Here is a 19,286-nt window from a genome sequence, read left to right as displayed (position 1 = left end):
GCCTCTATCGCCTCAGCAGAGGCATGGATGTTCATAGCATCCATCAGGCGAATGACACGCCGTATCGCAAAGCTTGAATTTTGAGTCGGGCACTTAGAGCGCGTTTCGATCTGATTGGATCGGATCAGCACTCTAATCCTTTGTTGTAACGCTCTATGAAAATGCCGGGCTTTTGGCCCGGCATACTTGTTTTTAATCTTCCGAAATCAAGCTGTCCTTGCTGGTGTCACGCATCCGCAAATACACAATCAGAGATATGCCGATCATAAACGTTACATACCAGTAGAAACCACGCTCCCAACCGCCGTTCTTGAAGCTGAGCGCAACATATTCGGCCGTTCCGCCAAACAATGTATTTGCAAGAGCATAAGGCAAGGCTACACCAAGCGCGCGGATGTGTGCCGGGAAAAGCTCGGCCTTAACGACCGCGTTGATCGATGTATAACCGGTGACGATGACCAGTGCACCCATGACCAGAAGACCGGCGATCCATGGATCCCGCGTCTGCTCAAGGGTCGAGAAGATTGGATAGGTGAACAGCACGCCTGCAGTACCAAAGGCGATCATCAGCGGCTTACGGCCAATCTTATCCGACAGCGCACCAGCCAGCGGCTGAAGACACATGAAGATAAACAGCGTAATCGCATTGATCTGGCTTGCAACTTCACGGCTGAAGCCGGATGTGTTGACAAGGAATTTCTGCATATAAATCGAATATGCGTAGAATGCGAGCGTACCACCGGCGGTCAAAAGCATGACCAGAGCCGTTTCTTTCGGATGATACTTGATAAGTGTCCAGAAGCCGGACTTTGGTGCATCTTTCGTCTTCGCATTCTTGAAACTTTCGGTTTCAGCAAGACCACGACGCAGCCAGAAAACAACCACTGCAAGCAATGCTCCAACGAAGAACGGAATACGCCAGCCCCATGATTCAAGCGCTGAGGTTTCCATTGTTCTTTGCAGCACAATCAGCAGAAGAATAGCCAGAAGCTGGCCGGAAATCAGCGTCACATACTGGAACGATGAAAAGAATCCACGGCGGCTTTTTCCTGCCATTTCAGAAAGATAGGTCGCACTCGCACCATATTCGCCACCAACAGACAGGCCCTGCATCAAACGCGCAAGAACCAGCAGCGCTGGCGCAACAATACCAATCGTTTCATAACCGGGTGTGAGCGCAATGATCAGGGAGCCTGCACACATCAATGTCACGGACAAGGCAAGACCAGCCTTGCGGCCCTTGCGATCCGCATAAATCCCCATGATCCAGGCACCGATCGGACGCATGATGAAGCCCACGGCAAAAACCGCTGCAGCGCTGAGAAGTTGCGCAGTCTGGCTTTCCGATGGAAAGAAATGCGGTGCGAAATAGAGCGTGAAGGCGGCATACACATACCAGTCAAACCACTCGACCAGATTGCCGGTTGATCCACCGATAATGGATTTAAGACGGCTATTGGTGCTTGTCGCATCGCTCCGTTCAGATGTCATTGAGACCATGCGGTCACTCCTTCAAATCTCTCAGTCTTTGAGGTTCCACCCGTTGTAAGCACGCCACAAAGTACGCAGGCTTCCGGGTATATTTGATTGCCCTCGGTCAGGTGCGTTGCACACAAAACCTGGCTGCCGGTGTAAATGCCGAACAAGAAATAATCATATTCTCGTGGTTACGCGGATAAGCTCCTCCCTACGAAACTCCCATTTCGAAGTGGCGCTAAAATGCGTGACATCGTTTTTGATCGCCAGTGCAACAGATTAAAAAGTTTAATCATTTGAATTGGTTGAATTATTCACAATTTCGCCACAGTTCTTACTTGTATTTTGTGCAGAATTCTGCGTGACTTTTCAAAGATAATTGCATAATCCTGCACAAATGAAGACACTGTCAAAACTCAGCAGAGTCCTGCTGATCCTGCTGGCTTTCCTGCTTGTTGCGGGCGTCTGGACGGCTGCGCGCTCCTGGACAGAGGCAAGCGCGCTTGAACGGCTCAGTCAGGATGCGACGCTTATTGCACGGCAGCAGACCCGGCTTATCGACAGTGAGCTTGCCAAGTTTCGCCTTCTGCCGGTCGTGTTGAAAGAATATGGCGACCTTCACGATGTGCTTGCCGGCGGGCCGCAAAATGCAACATCACGATTAAACAAAAAACTCGAATTTCTTGCTGACGAAATCGGCTCGCCTATCATTTATGTGATCGCACGCGATGGCACCGTGATTGCGTCGTCCAATGCCAACACGCCGGAAAGTTTCGTCGGTCGCAACTATAGCTTCCGCCCTTATTTTCAGGGTGCCATGAATTCAGGTGCAGCGGAATATTACGCTATCGGAGACGTCAGTGGGCGCTTCGGCCTGTTTCTCGCGCAGCGAATAGGCGATAAGCCCAATCCGGCTGGTGTTGTCGTCGTTAAATTCGAATTTCACCGACTCGTTCAGACCTGGGCGAACGATCCCGGCCAGACATTCGTGGTTGATCCGCGCGGCATCATTCTCGCATCCACAGACAAAGCGGAAGACCTTCGGTCCTTTCAACCAATCTCCGCAGCCGAGCGCGAAAAAATAGCCCAAAGCGGGCAGTTCAACATCGCCGATCTGCAACCCAGCCATTATGCATTCGAACCTGAAAGCATGATGCGGGGTGCCTCAGGCACAGAATTTCGCACGGTTGGCGAACAGATCGCCGGAACGGAATTAAGGCTTCTGCATATTGAGGCCATCGCTCCCGTAATGCGCGCAGCAAAGGATCTGGCACGGCTGATTACAGTGGCAGCACTGCTCATTATTGCAATGCTCTCAGGCGCTGTTTACTGGCGCATGACGCGAGCCGCTCGTCTGGCAGCCGACAGGGCGGCACTTGAAACAGCGGTCATGGAGCGCACAGCAGAGCTTCGTTCTGAAATAGCAGAACGCGGGCGTGCCGATCAGCGTTTTCGCAAAGCCCGCGAGGAACTGGCGCAGGCAAACAGGCTTGCATCGCTTGGATCCATTACCGCAGGCCTCGTGCATGAGATAAACCAGCCTGTCGCGACCATTCAGACGCTTTCCGAGAATGCACAGCATCATCTGGCAAAAGGCAAACTGGACAAGGTTGCAACCAACCTGAGCACATCCATCGAACTCACCGCCCGCATCGGATCAATCACGCAGGAAATGCGCCGTTTTGCACGCCGTGGGCATGGCCAACTCGGCCCGATCCGACTTGATGAATTGCTGGAGGGCACGCTTCTCATCATGGGCGATCGCTTTCGTACTGCCGGTATTGAGCTTGAAATGCCGAATGGCTGCGACTTCACAGTTCGGGCAAACCGCGTGCGACTGGAACAGGTTCTGGTCAACCTTTTACAGAACGCACTTGATGCCGTGGCAGGCCAATCTAAACCGCGCGTTGCTTTGCATGTCTTGCAAGCAAATGAACATATATCGCTGATCGTTGCCGACAACGGACCGGGCATCGATCCTGCGGTTGGCGATGATGTGTTCAGCCCTTTTGTCACCGGCAAACCGGATGGGCTGGGTCTGGGGCTGGGCATTGCACGCGACATCATGTCAGAACTCGAAGGCAGTTTGCGCATCGTGCCTTCCCCCTTAGGCGGCGCTGCCTTCTCAGCCATGTTAAAACAGGCAAAACAATCATGACGGACACACAATCACTGCGCGTCATGCTCATCGATGACGATGTGGCCTTTCGCACGGCTCTTGCGGATTCTTTCGAAATTGCCGGACTGGACATCGAGACCTTCGGCGATGGCCATTCGGCACTCGCCAATCTGAGTGCAGACTTTCCCGGTATTGTCGTCACCGATATTCGTATGCCGCGCATCGATGGACATGCGGTCATGGAAGCGCTGCTTACGCGCGATCCCGAACTGCCGGTCATCCTGATGACCGGACATGGTGATATTGGCATGGCAGTGACAGCGCTTAAAAAAGGGGCTTTCGACTTTATAGCCAAACCCTTTGCGGCGGATCATATGATTTCAAGCGTGCGGCGCGCGCTGGAAATGCGCCGTCTGGTTCTCGAAAACCGTCGCCTGCGCAAAGCGGCCGCAGAGGCTGAACAGGGCTTCCCGTTGCTGGGCGAGACGCCCGTCATGGTGCGACTGCGCGAAACCATCCGCCAGCTTGCAAGTGTCGATGTGGATGTGCTGATTGAAGGCGAAACCGGCACCGGCAAAGAACTGGTCGCACGTCTTTTGCACCGCTGGAGCGCACGCCATGCCCGTGGCTTTGTTGCAATCGATTGCGCAGCGCTACCCGATGCCATTGCTGATGAGGTGCTGTTTGGCAACCGCATCCAGCGTGGCCGCATCATTGACGCTGAGCGCGGCACACTTTTTCTTGATGAGGTCGACAGCATGTCGCCCGTCCTGCAAGGCAAACTTTTGCGCGTTGTCGAAGAGCGCGAATTGCCAAGCGTTTCAGGCGAGCCCCGAGCCGTTAATCTGCGGATCATTGCTGCCGCAAAAGGCGAGCTTGAAGGTGCGGTACAGGCAGGGCGTTTCAGGTCCGATCTGCTTTATCGGCTCGAAACCGTAAGGCTGCGTATTCCGCCCTTGCGTGAACGTCGCAAGGATATCGGCCTTTTGTTCGCTTATTTCCTTGATGAGGCCGCAAAACAATTCGGTCAGCCGCGACCGACCATAGATGGGGCAATAGAAACGCGGCTCAACGCCGATGAATGGGCGGGCAATGTGCGCGAGCTGCGCAATTTTGCAAAACAAGTCGTGCTGGGACTGGACGTCGATCAGGCGCGCGAGCCGAGCGCCCTGCCGCTTACCCAGCAACTCGATCAGTTCGAAACCAAAGTTTTGCAGGACACGCTCACGCGTCTTAATGGCGATGTGGGAGAAGCAGCAGAGATACTGCAACTTCCGCGTCGCAGCCTCTATGCACGCCTGCAAAAGCTCAATATCGACGCGTCTTCATTCCGAAAGAAGGCCTGATGATGCTTATGCTGTGACGAGAGCAGCCTTTGCTGTACGCACAACCTCGCGCGTAAGCTCGCTTAAATGATCCGCAGCCAGCCGGTTCATCTGCCAGTAAAGTGCGATATCCAGCGGCGTGTTTGGGATCAGCTCGACAAGCCGCCCGGCCTGTAAATGCTCTTTCACCAGGTGCTCAGGATTCATACCCCAGCCCATGTCAGACAGGCTGGCCTCGATGAAGCCCTGCGTGGATGGCAGCCAATGCGTGGGATGCGCAAGATCGCGGCCCATCACCTGAGCGATCCATTGCGACTGCAATCTGTCCTTCTGATTAAAGGTCAACGCAGGCGCATCGGCCAATGTGACCTGCGTTACGCCCTTCGAAAAATAACGCGCAACAAACGCCGGGCTGGCAGTCGCGCGATAGCGAAGCGCGCCCAGTGAAAGGCGTCGACATCCCTGTATCGGCTTTTCCAGACTTGTAACGGCCGCAAGCACCCGTCCCCGTTGCAGCCATTCCGCCGTATGATCCTGATCATCGACAGCTATGTTGAGCAAATAGCGGGTTTGTTTGGAAAAGCTGGACATGGCTTCAACAAACCATGTGCCCAGACTATCCGCATTGGTTGCGATATGCAGCGTCACGCGTTGCTGCGTGTCGTCTTCGCGGACCAGTGAGGGCAAATGCCTGAACAACTCGCTCTCCAGCATGCCCACATTTTCCATATGGCGGCATAGCCATTCACCTTTTTCAGTCGCGAGGCACGGATTGCCGCGCACAATAAGGACCACACCAAGCCGCTCTTCAAGATGCTTGACGCGTTGTGAAACAGCGGATGGCGTGATGTTGAGTGCAATGGCTGCTTTTTCAAAGCTGCCAGTCTGGACAACAGTGGTTACCGCGCGCAGTGCCGGATAATCAAGCATGGATTAGTTTTTCTTAATCTGAACAAGTCACATTAATTAGCCTAATCATTCCCGATACGATAGCAACAGCCTGAATGATAATTCGGGACTTCTTAAAGCGGTGAATAGTTCAGTTTATGTGACCGGCCTGATGATGGGCCTGAGCCTGATTGTTGCAATTGGAGCGCAAAATGCTTTCATTCTGCGGCAAGGACTCCGCAATCAGCATGTTCTCACGGTCGTGCTTGCCTGCGCGATTTCGGATGCTTTTCTCATTGTTCTGGGCGTGACCAGCTTTCAGAAAATTGCCTTGCTCATGCCATGGCTCGATCCAGTGATGCGCTATGGCGGAGCGACCTTCCTGTTTTGGTATGGTGCAAAAAGCCTCTACGCGGCGCTAAGATCGTCCAGCGCGCTGATATCGGCGGAAATGCGTGCTTCCAGCCACACGCAAACATTGATCACGTGCCTTGCCCTCACATGGCTCAATCCGCATGTCTATCTCGATACAGTCATGCTGCTTGGAACAATTTCGACGCGCTTTCCCGGAGAGGAATTCTCTTTTGCGGCCGGTGCTGTGACAGCCTCTTTCCTGTTTTTCTTCACACTTGGCTATGGCGCGTCCTGGCTTCGTCCGGTCTTCGCCAGACCATCCTCATGGCGCATTCTGGAATTACTCATTGCAGCCGTCATGTGGCTGATTGCTCTCAAGCTCGTCATTCCCGCTTGATCGCTCCAAAACACTTTGCGGAATCTGACAGGCTTGGCTACAGCATTATGATCAACAAAACAGAGTAGCTCTATGCCCGTTCGCCCTATCGTCCAATATCCCGATCAACGCCTGCGCGAAGTGGCAGAACCTGTCACCGCATTTGATCAAGCCTTGCGCAATCTCGCAAACGACCTACTCGATACAATGCGTGCAGCACCCGGCATCGGTATCACGGCACCGCATATTGGTGTCGCCAAACGGGTTGTTGTTCTTGAGCTTTCAAAAGAAACCGGCACACATATTTATGTAAACCCGGAAATAATCTGGGCTTCCGACGAGACGATCAAGCATCAGGAAGGCAGCGTCTCAATGCCCGGCATTGTCGAAGACGTCGAACGGCATGCACGCATCAAAATTCGTTATCAAAACCTAGATGGCACTGAAAAAACGGAAGAATCCGAAGGATTGCTTGCCGTTTGCCATCAGCATGAAATCGATCAGCTCAATGGCACTTTCTGGGTGCAGCGGCTTTCACGTCTGCGGCGCGAACGGCTGCTTAAGCGGTTCGAAAAATTAAATCGCTGATAGATGCGCGCTTTGGCTTGAATTGGTTTAAAAGTCAGCAACCTTGCCCCATGCGCTGCGGTTCAGGCGTTCCGGCGTGTAAGGTTTAGGGTCCACAATCGGCTTACGTCCCAAAACCACATCCGCAATCATATGCCCCGCACCGGGACCGATGCCAAATCCATGTCCGCTGAACCCTGCCGCCAGAATGAAACCCGGAACAGTTTCAATCTCACCAATCGCCGGAACGCCGTCCGGTGTGCTGTCAATATAGCCCGCCCAGCGGTTCGCAATCGGTGTCTTTGCCAGTTCCGGCAGGAGGTCACACGCTCTTCGATAGGTCAGTCGGATCTGCCCCTCATCCGGTTTCGGATCGAGGATACGGTTTCTTTCCATGGGTGTAATCTTGTCGAGCGACCATTTCCTCAACGTTTCGTGGCCTGAACACCAGCCCTGAATACCGCCCGGAGCAAGACTGCGCCAGCGACGCATGAACATCGGTATGAATTCACGGCCAAAACGCAATTGCTGCGGGGTCGTATCAACCCGCGCGCGACCGCTGATTGCCAGCGTATAGCCGCCATCATAGCGTCGTGTGAGCGATACCTGAGATGTATGCAATGCATCAGGCAAACCGACAGCACCGGGCGCGACCGACAGGATCGAAGCGCGAACGGCTGCCTGCGGAAAGCGAATGCCCAACTGGTTGCAGAAGGAAGATGCCCATGCACCGCCCGCCATCACCACGGTTTTCGTCGCAATTGTGCCTGCTTCGGTCACCACACCGCTGACGCGTCCGCCGCTCAGCTCAAGACCGCGCGCAGCGCAGTTTTGATGAACGCTGCCACCTGCCGCCATAATCCCGCGTGCCACAACCGGCACCGCACGTGACGGATCGGCGATACCATCGGTCGGCGAGAAAACGCCGCCTTTCCAGCTGCGCCCCGTCGCTTTGCCACGCTCTGCCGCTTCCGCTGCGCTCAACATATGCGTGGTTACACCAACAGTCTGTGCAAAATCACGCCAACGCGCCCAGCCTGCAATCTCCGCTTCATCCTGCGACAGATAAAGAAGCCCGCAACGGCGAAAACCGGGATCTTCCCCCGTTTCCTCGGCGATTTTATCCCAGAGCTCCAAGCTTCTGGTCGCCATCGGAAGCTCGCGCGCATCGCGGTTTTGTTGGCGGCACCAACCCCAGTTTCGGCTCGATTGTTCGGCTGCAATGCGGCCCTTTTCAACAAGCGCAACCTTCACGCCACTGCGGGCGAGGTAATAGGCTGTAAACACGCCAACAACGCCGCCGCCAATCACAACCACGTCCGCTGCCTCTGGCAAGGTTGGGCTGGTTTCAATGTGCAAGAGCGGTGCAGACATGTGTGGAACTCCAGTGTTTTGCACATCCTACTGCCCGCCGCGCCAAGACGTGCATCGGAGTTTGCCTTTACACAGAATTTCATATGGTTTGCTGCGGCTGCGACAGGCGATTATTGCGCAGAAAGCCCGTCTGCTTCGCTCGATCACTGAATATGGAAAACCGCATCTGGCGCGATTGCAGCTTGAAGCGAAAAAGATAATAATCTGATTTCAGAATACAGCATGAGTGGTTTTGCTATGAAGCTCGACAAAATCGACATAAAAATCCTATCCGAAATGCAGAAAAATGGGCGGATAACCAATGTCGAACTCGCAGAACTGGTCAATCTTTCGCCCAGCCCATGCCTGATGCGGGTAAAAAAGCTGCAATCGGAAGGTTATATCACCGGATATTCGGCACAGATCAATGTTTCGAAACTGGGCCAGACACTGACAGTCTTCACCGAGATCACGCTCAAGAACCACCGCCAGATCGATTTTGCACGTTTTCTGGCAACAGTTGAAAAGATCGATTCTGTTATTGAGTGCCACCTGGTTTCGGGCGGTTACGATTATCTTATGAAATTCGTGACCGCCGGAATTGTCGAATATCAGACGATCATGGAGCGCCTGATCGATATGGATGTCGGCATCGACAAATATTTCAGCTTCGTCGTGCTCAAGTCACCCATTGTGAAAGCACATCTGCCGCTAGACGTGATGTTCACAGAATAGCACGCCAATCTCAGCTTCTGGTAAACTCACGCACCAGTTCCGGGTCCTGCTGCAGTCCGTCGAGCCAGCCGGTGTCGAGCTTGGGTACGGATGAGAACAAAAGCCGCGAATAAGGATGGCTGGCGGCATTGCCCATCAGGGCCGGACTTAGCTGCTCAACCTTTTTACCGGCATACATGACCACAACTTCGTCGCAGATCGCACGCACTGTAGAGAGGTCATGACTGATAAAGAGATATGACAGCGACAGTTCGCGCTGCAACTCCTTCAAGAGATCAATAATGGCCGCAGCCACAACCGTATCCAGTGCGGAGGTGATTTCATCGCAGATGATCATCTTGGGATCAGCAGCAAGTGCACGCGCAAGATTGATGCGCTGCTTCTGCCCGCCGGAAAGCTCACCCGGCCTGCGGTACCGCAAATTGCGCGGGATCCGCACCATATCAAGCAGCTGATCAATGCGGGCATCGCGGCTTTTGCCATGCATGCCGTGATAGAATGACAAAGGGCGCGCAAGAATATCGGCAATCGACTTGGCAGGATTGAGCGCGGTATCCGCAAACTGAAAGACAATCTGCAATTCGCGCAATTGCTCGCGCGTGCGATGACGCAGAGCGCTCTGCATTTCCTTACCTTCAAAGATAATCTTTCCGCGCGCGGCTGGCAGGATACCGGCAATTACGCGTGCAAGCGTAGACTTGCCGCAACCGGATTCTCCGACGATGCCCAGATTCTGCCCGCGCGATAGCTCAAGACTGACATTGTTGACCGCAATCATCGCCGGATCGCCGGATTTTCCGACAATACCATAACCGGCAAGAACATTCTCAACGACGAGAAGCGGCGATGGCTTTTCAGCTTCGGCAATTTCCGGCCGCGCATGCAAAACCGGCTCAAAAGCTGCAAGCAATTCCTGCGTATAAGGGTGCTGCGGATGATGCAGAATATCCTGTGTGGAGCCCACCTCCTGAACTTCACCGCTTTTGAGTACCACGATGCGGTCTGCAATCTGGGCTACGACAGCGAGATCATGCGAAACATAAACCCCAGCAATATGGTTCTTTTTCATCACCGACTTGAAAGCGCGCAGAACTTCAATTTGCGTCGTCACATCAAGCGCCGTCGTCGGCTCATCGAAAATCACAAGCTTGGGGTCACCGATGAGCGCCATAGCTGCCGAAAGGCGCTGCAATTGCCCGCCCGATACCTGATGCGGATAGCGGTCACCAATTGTTTCGGGGTTTGGCAAGGCAAGCGCCTTGAACAGATCTATTGCCTTTTTGCGTGCCTCTTCCTTCGACATCAGTTTGTGAATTTTGGTCACTTCAATGACCTGATCCATAATGCGATGGGCAGGATTGAAAGAGGCAGCCGCACTTTGCGGCACATAGGACACTTCTGTGCCCCGTTTCTTCGCGCGTTTACGCTCTGAGAGCGAGACAAGATTCTGCTTTGAAACGTCGATACTGCCGCTCACGATCCGGCACCCCGGACGCGTATAGCCCATAAGTGTAAGCGCAATGGTTGTCTTGCCAGAGCCGCTCTCGCCAATGAGAGCCACAATTTCACCTTTGGCAATTTCAAAGCTCACGTCACGGATAATTTCGACGGTGCGACCTGAATCGGTTTTTGCATCCACGCGCAGGTTTTTGATCTCAACCAGATTGCTCATTCATTCGCTCCTGTCGCGGATTTTTTGCGGGAGATTGTCGATCAGCAGATTGACGCTGATGGTGAGGCTGGCAATGGCAATCGACGGAAACACAACGGCAGGGGCCGCAAAGGAAAGACCACCAATATTTTCCTTTACCAAAGCCCCCCAATCGGCAAATGGCGGCTGCACACCAAGCCCCAGAAAGGACATGCTCGACAAAAGCAGGACGATAAAGACAAAGCGTAGGCCAAAATCGGCAAGGACTGGTCCGATGATACCCGGCAAAATCTCTGAACGGATAAGATAGCCGATCTTTTCGCCGCGTGCGCGGGCGACGGTCACATAGTCCCTGGTGTTGATATTGATCGCCAATGCGCGCGCAAAGCGATAGCTGCCCGGCGTATAGATCACCGCCATGATGACAATGAGGACCGGAATGGACGAGCCGATACCCGCAACAATCACCAGCGCCAATATCTTGCTTGGGATGGATGTGAGCGCATCAAGAAAGCGGCTCAATGCTGAATCAAACCAGCCGCCGATAACTGCGGCCATCATGCCAAGTGTCACGCCAAAAAAACACGCCAGAAACACCGCTGCCAGCGAAATGCCAACCGTAAAGCGCGCGCCATAGATAATGCGGGAAAGCATATCGCGGCCAAGATAATCGGTGCCAAGCGGAAACTGTGCACTCATCGGTCCGAAAAAGTCGAAATCGACGATTTCACCCACCGGATGGGGCGCGATCCACGGCGCAAAAATGGCAACCAGTGCCCAGCAGAGAATAATCAGGAACGAAACTGTGCCGACCAGATTAACCCGATAACCAAAGCGTTGAGACTTAGTCTTTCGCTGACTTGAAACGGAAGCGGTCATGATTATCGCAGCCTCGGGTTGGAAACGATAGCAATGATATCCGCCATCGTAATGAGCAGAAGATAGCCAAAGCAGAAGATCATCGCGCAGGTCTGGATCAGGGGCAGATCGCGCGTTGCAACTGCATCAAGCATGAGCTTGGCTATGCCGGGATAATTGAAGATAGTTTCCACGATGATCACGCCACCCAGCAGATAAGACAGCGACAACGCAACCGCATTGACGATCGGCCCGAGCGCATTTGGCAACGCATGAACCATGACCATACGGCGGCGCGAAGCACCTTTAAGAAGCGCCATTTCAACATAGGGTGTGTTAAGCGTTTCAAGAACGGCTGCACGTGTCATGCGGATCATCTGTGCTGAAATCACAAAGCTCAGCGTGATAACCGGCATGGCAAAAACCTTGAGAAGCCCCCAGAATGATGTGACTTCATTGGCCATTGAAAGCGCTGGTAACCAGCCAAGATAGACCGCAAACACGATTACTGCGATGGTTGCGACCATAAACTCTGGCACAGAGATGACCGAAATCGTGATGATCGAAACAACGCGATCATAGATCGTTCCGCGCATGATTGCGGCGGTAATGCCGAGAAACAAGGCAATCGGCACTGAAATTGCAGCCGTCACACCCGCAAGCTTCAACGAATTGGCGAGACGGTTGCCGATCAAATCAGAAATCGGGACATTGTTGACGTAGGAAACGCCAAGATCACCGCGCAGCAGGTTTCCAAGCCAATATAGAAAGCGCAGGAAAGCGGGCTGATCGAGGTTCATCGCATGACGAAGACCCGCAACGGCCTCTGGCGTCGCCGCCTGCCCTAGAAGAATTTCAGCCACATCACCCGGAAGCATCGCTGTTGCAAAGAAAATAGTAAACGCAACAATCAGAAGCGTAACAGCAGCAACGACGAGGCGTTTGGCAATGAGATTCAGCAGAGGCGACTTCATGGTCATGCGCAGCCCAATAGTTGGGGGAAACGATCAGTTCGGGCAAAAGCGATGTTTTGCCCGAACCCGAAAAGCGAGGTTACCTGACGAAAGGTCAGGCTTCCAGCCATGCATGTTCGGCAAATGTATAGCCCATCATGCCGCCAAGCGGATTTGGCTCAAGGCCATTCAACTTCGGCGAAATCGCATCAACATTGGACATGAAAACCGGAATGACCGTTCCGGCCTCATTGGAAACCATGGCCTGCATATCGCCATAGATTGCCTTACGCTTCGCTTCATCAAGCGAACCACGGGCTTCGAGCAACATAGAGTCGAATTTCTCCGACTTGTACTGGCTTTCATTCCATGGAGCATCAGTCTTATAGAGCAGCGAGAACAGAATATCCGGTGTCGGACGGGCATTGATGTTGCCGTAATGGACCGGATCTTTCAGCCAATGGTTTGACCAGTAGCCATCCGACGGTACACGATCAATGGTGATCTTCTGGCCGATTGTCGAAGCTGCCTGCTGGAGAACCATAGCATAGTCAAGCGATGATGATGCGGCTTCTGCAGCTGTGATGCGGATTTCTTGATTAAGCATACCGGCTTTTTCAAGCAACGACTTTGCGCGTTCAGGATCAAACTCGCGCTGCTTAAGCTCTGCATTATAATATTTGCTGGTCGCTGGAACGGGATGATCATTCGCAATTTCAGCAAGACCGCGCAGTACGGATTTCTGAATGACTTCGCGATTGGTCAGATATTTCAGTGCTTCAGCCACGCCCGCCTTATCGCCCGGCGTCAAATCAAGACGGACGTTAAGATTGGTATAGGTGCCGAGCTTCGAGATAAAGAGTTTTGCAGCTGGATTATTTTCAAGCACGCGCAGCGAACGTGGATTGAGGTTCGCACCAAGATGAATATCGCCGGAAAGAACGGCGTTCATACGCGCGCTTTCGTCAGAGATTGCAAAAAACTCAAACGAGTCGAGATGTGGGCCGTTGTTCTTCCAGTAGTTCTCGTTACGCGCAGCCATTGAGCGCACGCCTGGCTGGAACTCCTTACAAACAAATGGACCTGTGCCATTGCCCTTGGAGAAATCCGTCGTGCCATCAGCAACGATCATGAAATGATGCAGTGCCAGAATGGTTGGCAAATCAGCATTCGCATCTTGAAGCGTGATCTCAACGGTTGTGTCATCAACCTTCTTCACACCCGTGATCTGCTTGGCAATCGCATTGACTTTGGAGCCAACAGCTGGGTCGAGGTGGCGATTAATCGAGAAGACAACGTCATCGGCAGTCAGCGACTTGCCGTCATGGAAGGTAACACCCTTGCGCAGCTTGACTGTCCAGACCTTTGCATCCGAACTATCAACGCTTTCGGCCAGTTCCATCTCAGTTTCACCCTGACCATTAAGGAATGTCAGGCGGTTATAGAATGCGCAACAGCGAACATAATCGGTCGCATTCGAAGCCTTCGCGGGATCAAGCGTATCAGCAGTGGAGGCGCTGAAACCAGCAGCCTTGATGAAACCACCCTTAACAGGGGTTGCAGCATATGCAGCGGTTGCACGACCCAAAATCGTTGAACCCGCAGCAACCGCTACACCACCCATAAGCAACATCTGCAATAATTCGCGCCGGGTTGCCCCGCGACGAATTGCATTTTCAATCATCCGGTCGTCGGAAGAAGTCCAGTTGGTTATCTTCTCGCTCATGGCAGTTCCCCTTGTTAAAGTTGCATCTGGTGCGCCGGTTTATAGTCACCGGTTTCACCTTGGGTTCATTGCGGTTTTAGAATTACAGTCGTTAACAACACCTCGTTGCAATGTGAGTTAAAAAGGCTTTGAGGAGAGCGAATTGACCCAGCATGTGGCGGGTGATTATTCGATAATCTCAACTCAATCCCGTGGCTTTGCCCTTTATCCTCACCTTTGGCAGCTCTGACAGTGTGTTACAGAGATGCGCGTAAATTGCGCTGAATTGGTGAAGAGCAGCAGCATAATATTGCGAATCTCATAAACTTACGAAATTCTTGCTCGCAATTGAGCTGCTGCCCGTCAAACTCATCCCTTCATTGCCGCGCGCACGTCTTCATCAGCAAGCGTCTGATCAAGCGTTATGCGCGTGCGTTCGATGATTGCATCAATATCTTCGTCGGTGCAGCAAAGCGGCGGCGCATAACCAAGAACGCCATTTGCAAAAGCTCGGATGACGAGGCCATTGTCCCAGGCACGATCAAAAATGCGGCGTGCCGGATCAGCAGCAGCTGGAAGTGGCGTTTTCTTTTCCTTGTCAGTCACAAGCTCTATCGCAGCCAGCATACCGCGACCGCGAACATCACCAACCAACGGATGATCTGCCAAACCATGCAAACCAGCCATCAGACGCTGACCAGCCTTGCGGCCATTTTCAAGCAAGCCACCTTCATAAAGACGCAGACATTCTAGGCCGACTGCCGCACTGACCGGGTGTGCCGAATAGGTATAACCATGGCCGACGGCCGATTTGCCAGCGCCATCTGCAATGGTGTTATAGACATGTTCGGACATGAACACGGCACCCATCGGCACATAGCCCGATGTCAGACCCTTAGCAGTCGTTATGAAATCGGGCACGACATCATCTTCCGAACAAGCGAAAAGCGGCCCTGTACGGCCAAAGCCAGTAATTACTTCGTCGGCAATGAACAGAACATCATATTCCTTGCAAAGCGCATGCATTGCCTTGAGCCAGCCGGTTGGCGGAACCAACACGCCACCCGAGCCCTGAATGGGTTCAACATAAAATGCCGCAACGCGCTCCGCACCAAGCTCTTCGATCTTAGCGCGAAGTGCTGCCACGGATGCATCAATGATTGCCTGCGGATCAGTGCCAACCGGATTACGATAGGCATAATGCGATGGAATTTTATGCTGCCAGTCATATGGCACACCAAAGCCCGCATGAAATGCCGGAAGTGCAGTCAGACCGGAACCCGCGGTCGAAGATCCATGATAGCCATATTCAACCGAGATAAACTGGTCTTTCTGCGGCGTGCCCTTCGCATGGTAATAATAGCGAATGAAGCGGATTGTGCTGTCGATCGCGTCCGAACCGCCGAGCGTGAAATAGACGTGGTTGAGATCACCCGGCGCACGATCTGCCAGTTCAGCAGCCAAACGAATGGCTGGCTCAGAACCAAGACCGAAATAGCCAGTTGCGTAGGGAAGCTCTTGCAGCTGCTTTGTCGCGGCTTCAACGATGCTATCCTGGCCATAGCCAACATTCACACACCAAAGACCGGCAAAACCGTCAAGCAGCTTATGGCCCGATGCATCGGTCACAGTCGCGCCCTTGCCCGACTTCAGAACGCGGACGCCAGCGGCTTCGTGACTGCGGAACGATGAGACCGGATGCACCAGATGGGCGCGATCAAGTTCGATCAGCGAATTGCTCAGCATAATATTCTCCAAATCAACCTAGTGCCTGATTTACAAGCGCATATGTGCGGTATTCAGTACCGCTTTGTTCTTCAACTGACCCAACGGCGCGGCGCATCGGTATTCCGCCACCAACATGAACCAGCCCGCGTTCAGTCAGCCAATCGGCAAGACCTGTCGCTATGTTCGTATCCACGCGGACGAATTCACCCGTATGTTTTGAAAGTAGAAAGTCGATCAGCGCACGCGCATCATCGCCGTTCTTCGCAACAACTGGGCCGATAACAAGACCTCTACCAAAGGGACGAATTCCTGCAAATGCCTCGACTTCATCATCCTTACGGATGACAGCGAACTGCGCGCTTTCCTTCAACAACTGCATAATGTTCGAGCGATTATGGCCAGTTGCAGTACTATCCATCTCGACCAGACGCGAAAAGTCATCGCTGTCCGCCCAGGAAACATTGCCTGGTGCATCGACCTTAGCGGCCAAACCCTGATGCTGAATGATTTCGCCATTGACCACAAAGCCAAGCTTCTCATAGAGCGGCAAACCGTCCTGCGTTGCGACAAGCAAACAAGTGCGTCCGTCAGCAGCATCAAGTGCCGCCTGCATCAGCTTGCGACCAAGCCCACGTCCGCGCATCGCCTCATCGACAATAACCATATTGACGGTTGCAACATCATCGCCCAATGGCGTGGACATTGCGGTACCAACGACGCTTCCGTCTTCAAGGGCTACGACACCATTGCTGAGTGCGAGCACAAAGGCCCAGTCTTCGCGACGATGTGGCCAGCCTGCCTGTTGAGACAAAGCAACTGCACCATCAAGATGATCTGTAGTCATCGTTTCAAGAGTGATTGGCGATGCGGTCATGACTGTTTCCGAGCATGGTTATTCATAGACTCAGATTAGAATGAGGTTCGCAGCAGTTCATCCCGACCAGCATCCATATCCTGATGGTTTTCACTGTCCTTTGATAGCGCTGCCGCATCTTATGCCGCGAGTTACGGCGAACTACTCCTCAAACCACCGGTCCAAGCCTACTCGAAGGCCACCCTGACGAAACTCTCTGCCAAAGCCTCGCTGAGATACGGAACAATCTGCTTCGCACAGATAGCAATGCAGTGATTAGTCTATTTGCGGCTCATTATGATGTATGACAACGGCACAGCAGTGCCTGCACGCCTTGGAAGGATCAAATCATGGCCCAATTCAGACCAAAATACATTACCTTCGATTGCTACGGCACACTGACCAATTTTCAGATGGCGGAAGCCGCACGCGATCTTTACGGCGAACAGCTCAATGAAGGTCAGATGCAGCAGTTCATCAAAAATTTTGCTGCTTATCGCCTTGATGAAATCCTCGGCGACTGGAAGCCTTATAATGAAGTCGTTCACAATGCGATTGAACGCACCTGCAAGAAGAACAATGTAACCTTCAAGGCAGAAGATGCGCGCACCGTCTATGAACGTGTACCAACCTGGGGGCCACATGCAGATGTGCCAGCAGGTCTTTCCAAGGTTGCAAAGGAAATCCCGCTCGTCATTCTTTCAAATGCCATGAACGAGCAGATCCACCACAATGTCGAGAAGCTCGGCGCGCCATTTCATGCCGTTTATACAGCACAGCAGGCACAGGCATACAAGCCGCGCTTCAAGGCATTTGAATATATGCTCGACCAGCTCAACGCCAATCCGGAAGATATTCTGCATGTCTCGTCGTCGTTCCGCTATGACCTGATGTCGGCACATGATCTTGGTATCAAGAACAAGGTCTGGGTCAATCGCGGTCACGAACCTGCAAATCCTTATTACGGCTATACCGAAATCAAGGATATTTCCGGTCTGGCCGGTGTCGTTGGACTGTAAATAAGGCTTAGCAAGATGCAATTTAAACCCTACTGGCACGATACCACACCGCCTTTCACTGCTGGCAAAAAGAGCTCGCCGGAAGGACATTATGATGTTGCTATTATTGGTGGTGGGTTCACCGGCCTTTCGGCTGCATTGCATCTTGCCAAAGCGGGCAGCCGCGTCGCAGTGTTTGAAACGGGGCTTGTCGGCTCCGGCGCTTCGGGACGCAATGGCGGCCATCTTAACAATGGCCTCGCGCACAGCTTTATCGCGGCAAAACAACACCTTGGCGCAGACCGCGCCAAGGCTCTCTACAAAGCCTTTGACGATTCCGTCGATACAATCGAACGCATTGTTGCCGAAGAAAATATTGATTGCTCGTTCCGTCGTGCTGGTAAGCTGAAACTGGCTTCAAAGCCCGCACATTTTGAGGGTCTTGCGCGCAATTTTGAAGCCATCCATGCAGAAGTTGATCCAGACACAGCGTTGCTGCGCGCAGATCAGCTTTCAGGAGAAGTCGGTTCCAATGATTTTCATGGTGCCATGCTTTCCAGGAAAAGCGCCATGATGCATATGGGGCGCTATGTGACAGGTCTGGCGGGCGCGGCAGCGCGTCACGGCGCGATCATTTTCGAAAATACCACTGTTCTTGAACGCCGCAAAATCGAAGGCAAACACCAGATTACAACATCGCGCGGCACGGTGACGGCTGACAACGTCATTGTGGCAACCGGTGCCTATACAACAGATAGCTTCGCCTATTTCCGCAAGCGCATCATACCTGTTGGTAGTTTCATCATTGCGACCCGGCCACTCACGCCAAGTGAAATTGCGGCCACGATGCCCGGCAATCGCACCTATGTGACGTCGATGAATATCGGGAATTATTTCCGTCTTGCACCTGATAATCGCATGATTTTTGGTGGCCGCGCGCGCTTTTCAGCCACTTCCGACCAGCGCTCCGATGGCAAAAGCGGTGCCATTTTGCGTGCAAGCCTCGTCAAAATCTTCCCGCATCTCGCCAATGTAGAAATAGATTATTGCTGGGGCGGGCTGGTTGATATGACACAGGATCGCTATCCTCGTGCAGGTTTTGCCGATGGCGTGTGGTATGCAATGGGCTATTCCGGGCACGGCGCGCAGATGTCTACCCAGATGGGTATTTACCTTGCTGATGCAATCCTTGGCCGGGGCGATAACAATCCAATTTCCGGTCTCGATTGGCCAACCATTCCGGGATATTCGGGCAAGCCATGGTTTCTGCCGATGGTTGGTTTCTATTATAAGATGCTCGATAAACTCCAATAAGTTCAGGATAGGAAAAGGGCGGATAAACCGCCC

Annotated in this window: 16 protein-coding genes; 7 read left to right on the top strand and 9 right to left on the bottom strand. The window is 53.0% G+C overall.

Translation table 11 applies throughout. From position 1 onward, the window contains the following. Positions 1–192 precede the first annotated feature (192 nt). Positions 193–1,500 carry an MFS transporter gene (locus VBH83_RS14895; protein WP_396998443.1) on the bottom strand — a complete coding sequence of 436 codons (1,308 nt, stop codon included), beginning with the start codon at positions 1,498–1,500 and terminating at the stop codon, positions 193–195. Between the two features lie 373 nt (positions 1,501–1,873). Between VBH83_RS14895 and VBH83_RS14890 the strand changes: the two genes are divergently transcribed. Together VBH83_RS14890 and VBH83_RS14885 are read left to right on the top strand one after the other, a co-directional pair. After that, positions 1,874–3,634: an ATP-binding protein gene (locus VBH83_RS14890; RefSeq protein ID WP_265985752.1), complete on the top strand. Its 1,761-nt coding sequence runs from the start codon at positions 1,874–1,876 to the stop codon at positions 3,632–3,634. Beyond that, positions 3,631–4,941, top strand: coding sequence for a sigma-54-dependent transcriptional regulator (locus VBH83_RS14885; protein ID WP_396998441.1), 1,311 nt, complete (start codon positions 3,631–3,633; stop codon positions 4,939–4,941). Before VBH83_RS14890 ends, VBH83_RS14885 begins: the two co-directional genes overlap by 4 nt. Before the next feature lie 6 nt (positions 4,942–4,947). Here the strand turns inward: VBH83_RS14885 and VBH83_RS14880 are convergent, their stop codons facing one another. Beyond that, the gene (locus VBH83_RS14880; RefSeq protein ID WP_265985754.1) at positions 4,948–5,850 is read right to left on the bottom strand and encodes a LysR family transcriptional regulator ArgP; all 903 of its coding nucleotides are present in this window, start codon (positions 5,848–5,850) and stop codon (positions 4,948–4,950) included. Positions 5,851–5,980: 130 nt separating this feature from the next. On the opposite strand from VBH83_RS14880, the gene VBH83_RS14875 reads away from it, so the two are divergent. Beyond that, entirely contained in the window at positions 5,981–6,559 is a 579-nt protein-coding gene (locus tag VBH83_RS14875; RefSeq protein ID WP_265985851.1) for a LysE/ArgO family amino acid transporter, read from the top strand. Positions 6,560–6,631: 72 nt separating this feature from the next. Continuing rightward, complete coding sequence (locus VBH83_RS14870) at positions 6,632–7,126, top strand: peptide deformylase (protein ID WP_265985755.1); 495 nt, start codon at positions 6,632–6,634, stop codon at positions 7,124–7,126. Between the two features lie 27 nt (positions 7,127–7,153). Here the strand turns inward: VBH83_RS14870 and VBH83_RS14865 are convergent, their stop codons facing one another. Beyond that, positions 7,154–8,479: an FAD-binding oxidoreductase gene (locus tag VBH83_RS14865; RefSeq protein WP_265985756.1), complete on the bottom strand. Its 1,326-nt coding sequence runs from the start codon at positions 8,477–8,479 to the stop codon at positions 7,154–7,156. Between the two features lie 237 nt (positions 8,480–8,716). Here VBH83_RS14865 and VBH83_RS14860 point away from each other — a divergent pair, with 237 nt between their 5' ends. Then, positions 8,717–9,193 (top strand): Lrp/AsnC family transcriptional regulator, encoded by a 477-nt coding sequence (locus tag VBH83_RS14860; RefSeq protein ID WP_094508510.1) that lies wholly within the window; start codon positions 8,717–8,719, stop codon positions 9,191–9,193. 10 nt (positions 9,194–9,203) lie between these two features. On the opposite strand, the gene VBH83_RS14855 is transcribed toward VBH83_RS14860, so the two are convergent. From VBH83_RS14855 to VBH83_RS14830, 6 genes are all read right to left on the bottom strand, one after another. Continuing rightward, positions 9,204–10,865, bottom strand: a complete 1,662-nt coding sequence (locus tag VBH83_RS14855) for an ABC transporter ATP-binding protein (protein WP_396998438.1) — start codon at positions 10,863–10,865, stop codon at positions 9,204–9,206. After that, positions 10,866–11,723 carry an ABC transporter permease gene (locus VBH83_RS14850; RefSeq protein ID WP_396998436.1) on the bottom strand — a complete coding sequence of 286 codons (858 nt, stop codon included), beginning with the start codon at positions 11,721–11,723 and terminating at the stop codon, positions 10,866–10,868. Between the two features lie 2 nt (positions 11,724–11,725). Beyond that, a complete protein-coding gene (locus tag VBH83_RS14845; RefSeq protein ID WP_396998434.1) occupies positions 11,726–12,676 on the bottom strand; it encodes an ABC transporter permease in 951 nt (316 codons plus the stop codon). A gap of 94 nt (positions 12,677–12,770) precedes the next feature. Then, positions 12,771–14,381: an ABC transporter substrate-binding protein gene (locus VBH83_RS14840; protein WP_313830273.1), complete on the bottom strand. Its 1,611-nt coding sequence runs from the start codon at positions 14,379–14,381 to the stop codon at positions 12,771–12,773. 348 nt (positions 14,382–14,729) lie between these two features. After that, the gene (locus VBH83_RS14835; protein WP_396998432.1) at positions 14,730–16,106 is read right to left on the bottom strand and encodes an aspartate aminotransferase family protein; all 1,377 of its coding nucleotides are present in this window, start codon (positions 16,104–16,106) and stop codon (positions 14,730–14,732) included. Positions 16,107–16,119: 13 nt separating this feature from the next. Continuing rightward, entirely contained in the window at positions 16,120–16,962 is an 843-nt protein-coding gene (locus VBH83_RS14830) for a GNAT family N-acetyltransferase (protein WP_313830270.1), read from the bottom strand. 329 nt (positions 16,963–17,291) lie between these two features. On the opposite strand from VBH83_RS14830, the gene VBH83_RS14825 reads away from it, so the two are divergent. After that, positions 17,292–17,960 carry a haloacid dehalogenase type II gene (locus VBH83_RS14825; RefSeq protein ID WP_313830269.1) on the top strand — a complete coding sequence of 223 codons (669 nt, stop codon included), beginning with the start codon at positions 17,292–17,294 and terminating at the stop codon, positions 17,958–17,960. Positions 17,961–17,975: 15 nt separating this feature from the next. Continuing rightward, the gene (locus VBH83_RS14820; RefSeq protein ID WP_396998429.1) at positions 17,976–19,253 is read left to right on the top strand and encodes an NAD(P)/FAD-dependent oxidoreductase; all 1,278 of its coding nucleotides are present in this window, start codon (positions 17,976–17,978) and stop codon (positions 19,251–19,253) included. Positions 19,254–19,286: the final 33 nt, after the last annotated feature.

This window comes from Ochrobactrum sp. S1502_03 (assembly GCF_044435015.1).
GTDB classification, from domain to species: domain Bacteria; phylum Pseudomonadota; class Alphaproteobacteria; order Rhizobiales; family Rhizobiaceae; genus Brucella; species Brucella chromiisoli.
The sequence above is the reverse complement of the archived record's forward strand: the minus strand, read 5'-3'. Positions and strand labels throughout refer to the sequence as shown.

Excerpts from the sequence above, each read along its gene's own strand:
- VBH83_RS14880 (WP_265985754.1), bottom strand. The coding sequence starts at position 5,850 with ATGCTTGATTATCCGGCACTGCGCGCGGTAACCACTGTTGTCCAGACT.
- VBH83_RS14830 (WP_313830270.1), bottom strand. The coding sequence starts at position 16,962 with ATGACCGCATCGCCAATCACTCTTGAAACGATGACTACAGATCATCTT.
- VBH83_RS14840 (WP_313830273.1), bottom strand. The coding sequence starts at position 14,381 with ATGAGCGAGAAGATAACCAACTGGACTTCTTCCGACGACCGGATGATT.
- VBH83_RS14855 (WP_396998438.1), bottom strand. The coding sequence starts at position 10,865 with ATGAGCAATCTGGTTGAGATCAAAAACCTGCGCGTGGATGCAAAAACC.
- VBH83_RS14865 (WP_265985756.1), bottom strand. The coding sequence starts at position 8,479 with ATGTCTGCACCGCTCTTGCACATTGAAACCAGCCCAACCTTGCCAGAG.
- VBH83_RS14875 (WP_265985851.1), top strand. The coding sequence starts at position 5,981 with ATGATGGGCCTGAGCCTGATTGTTGCAATTGGAGCGCAAAATGCTTTC.
- VBH83_RS14870 (WP_265985755.1), top strand. The coding sequence starts at position 6,632 with ATGCCCGTTCGCCCTATCGTCCAATATCCCGATCAACGCCTGCGCGAA.
- VBH83_RS14825 (WP_313830269.1), top strand. The coding sequence starts at position 17,292 with ATGGCCCAATTCAGACCAAAATACATTACCTTCGATTGCTACGGCACA.
- VBH83_RS14895 (WP_396998443.1), bottom strand. The coding sequence starts at position 1,500 with ATGGTCTCAATGACATCTGAACGGAGCGATGCGACAAGCACCAATAGC.
- VBH83_RS14845 (WP_396998434.1), bottom strand. The coding sequence starts at position 12,676 with ATGAAGTCGCCTCTGCTGAATCTCATTGCCAAACGCCTCGTCGTTGCT.
- VBH83_RS14885 (WP_396998441.1), top strand. The coding sequence starts at position 3,631 with ATGACGGACACACAATCACTGCGCGTCATGCTCATCGATGACGATGTG.
- VBH83_RS14850 (WP_396998436.1), bottom strand. The coding sequence starts at position 11,723 with ATGACCGCTTCCGTTTCAAGTCAGCGAAAGACTAAGTCTCAACGCTTT.
- VBH83_RS14860 (WP_094508510.1), top strand. The coding sequence starts at position 8,717 with ATGAAGCTCGACAAAATCGACATAAAAATCCTATCCGAAATGCAGAAA.
- VBH83_RS14890 (WP_265985752.1), top strand. The coding sequence starts at position 1,874 with ATGAAGACACTGTCAAAACTCAGCAGAGTCCTGCTGATCCTGCTGGCT.
- VBH83_RS14820 (WP_396998429.1), top strand. The coding sequence starts at position 17,976 with ATGCAATTTAAACCCTACTGGCACGATACCACACCGCCTTTCACTGCT.
- VBH83_RS14835 (WP_396998432.1), bottom strand. The coding sequence starts at position 16,106 with ATGCTGAGCAATTCGCTGATCGAACTTGATCGCGCCCATCTGGTGCAT.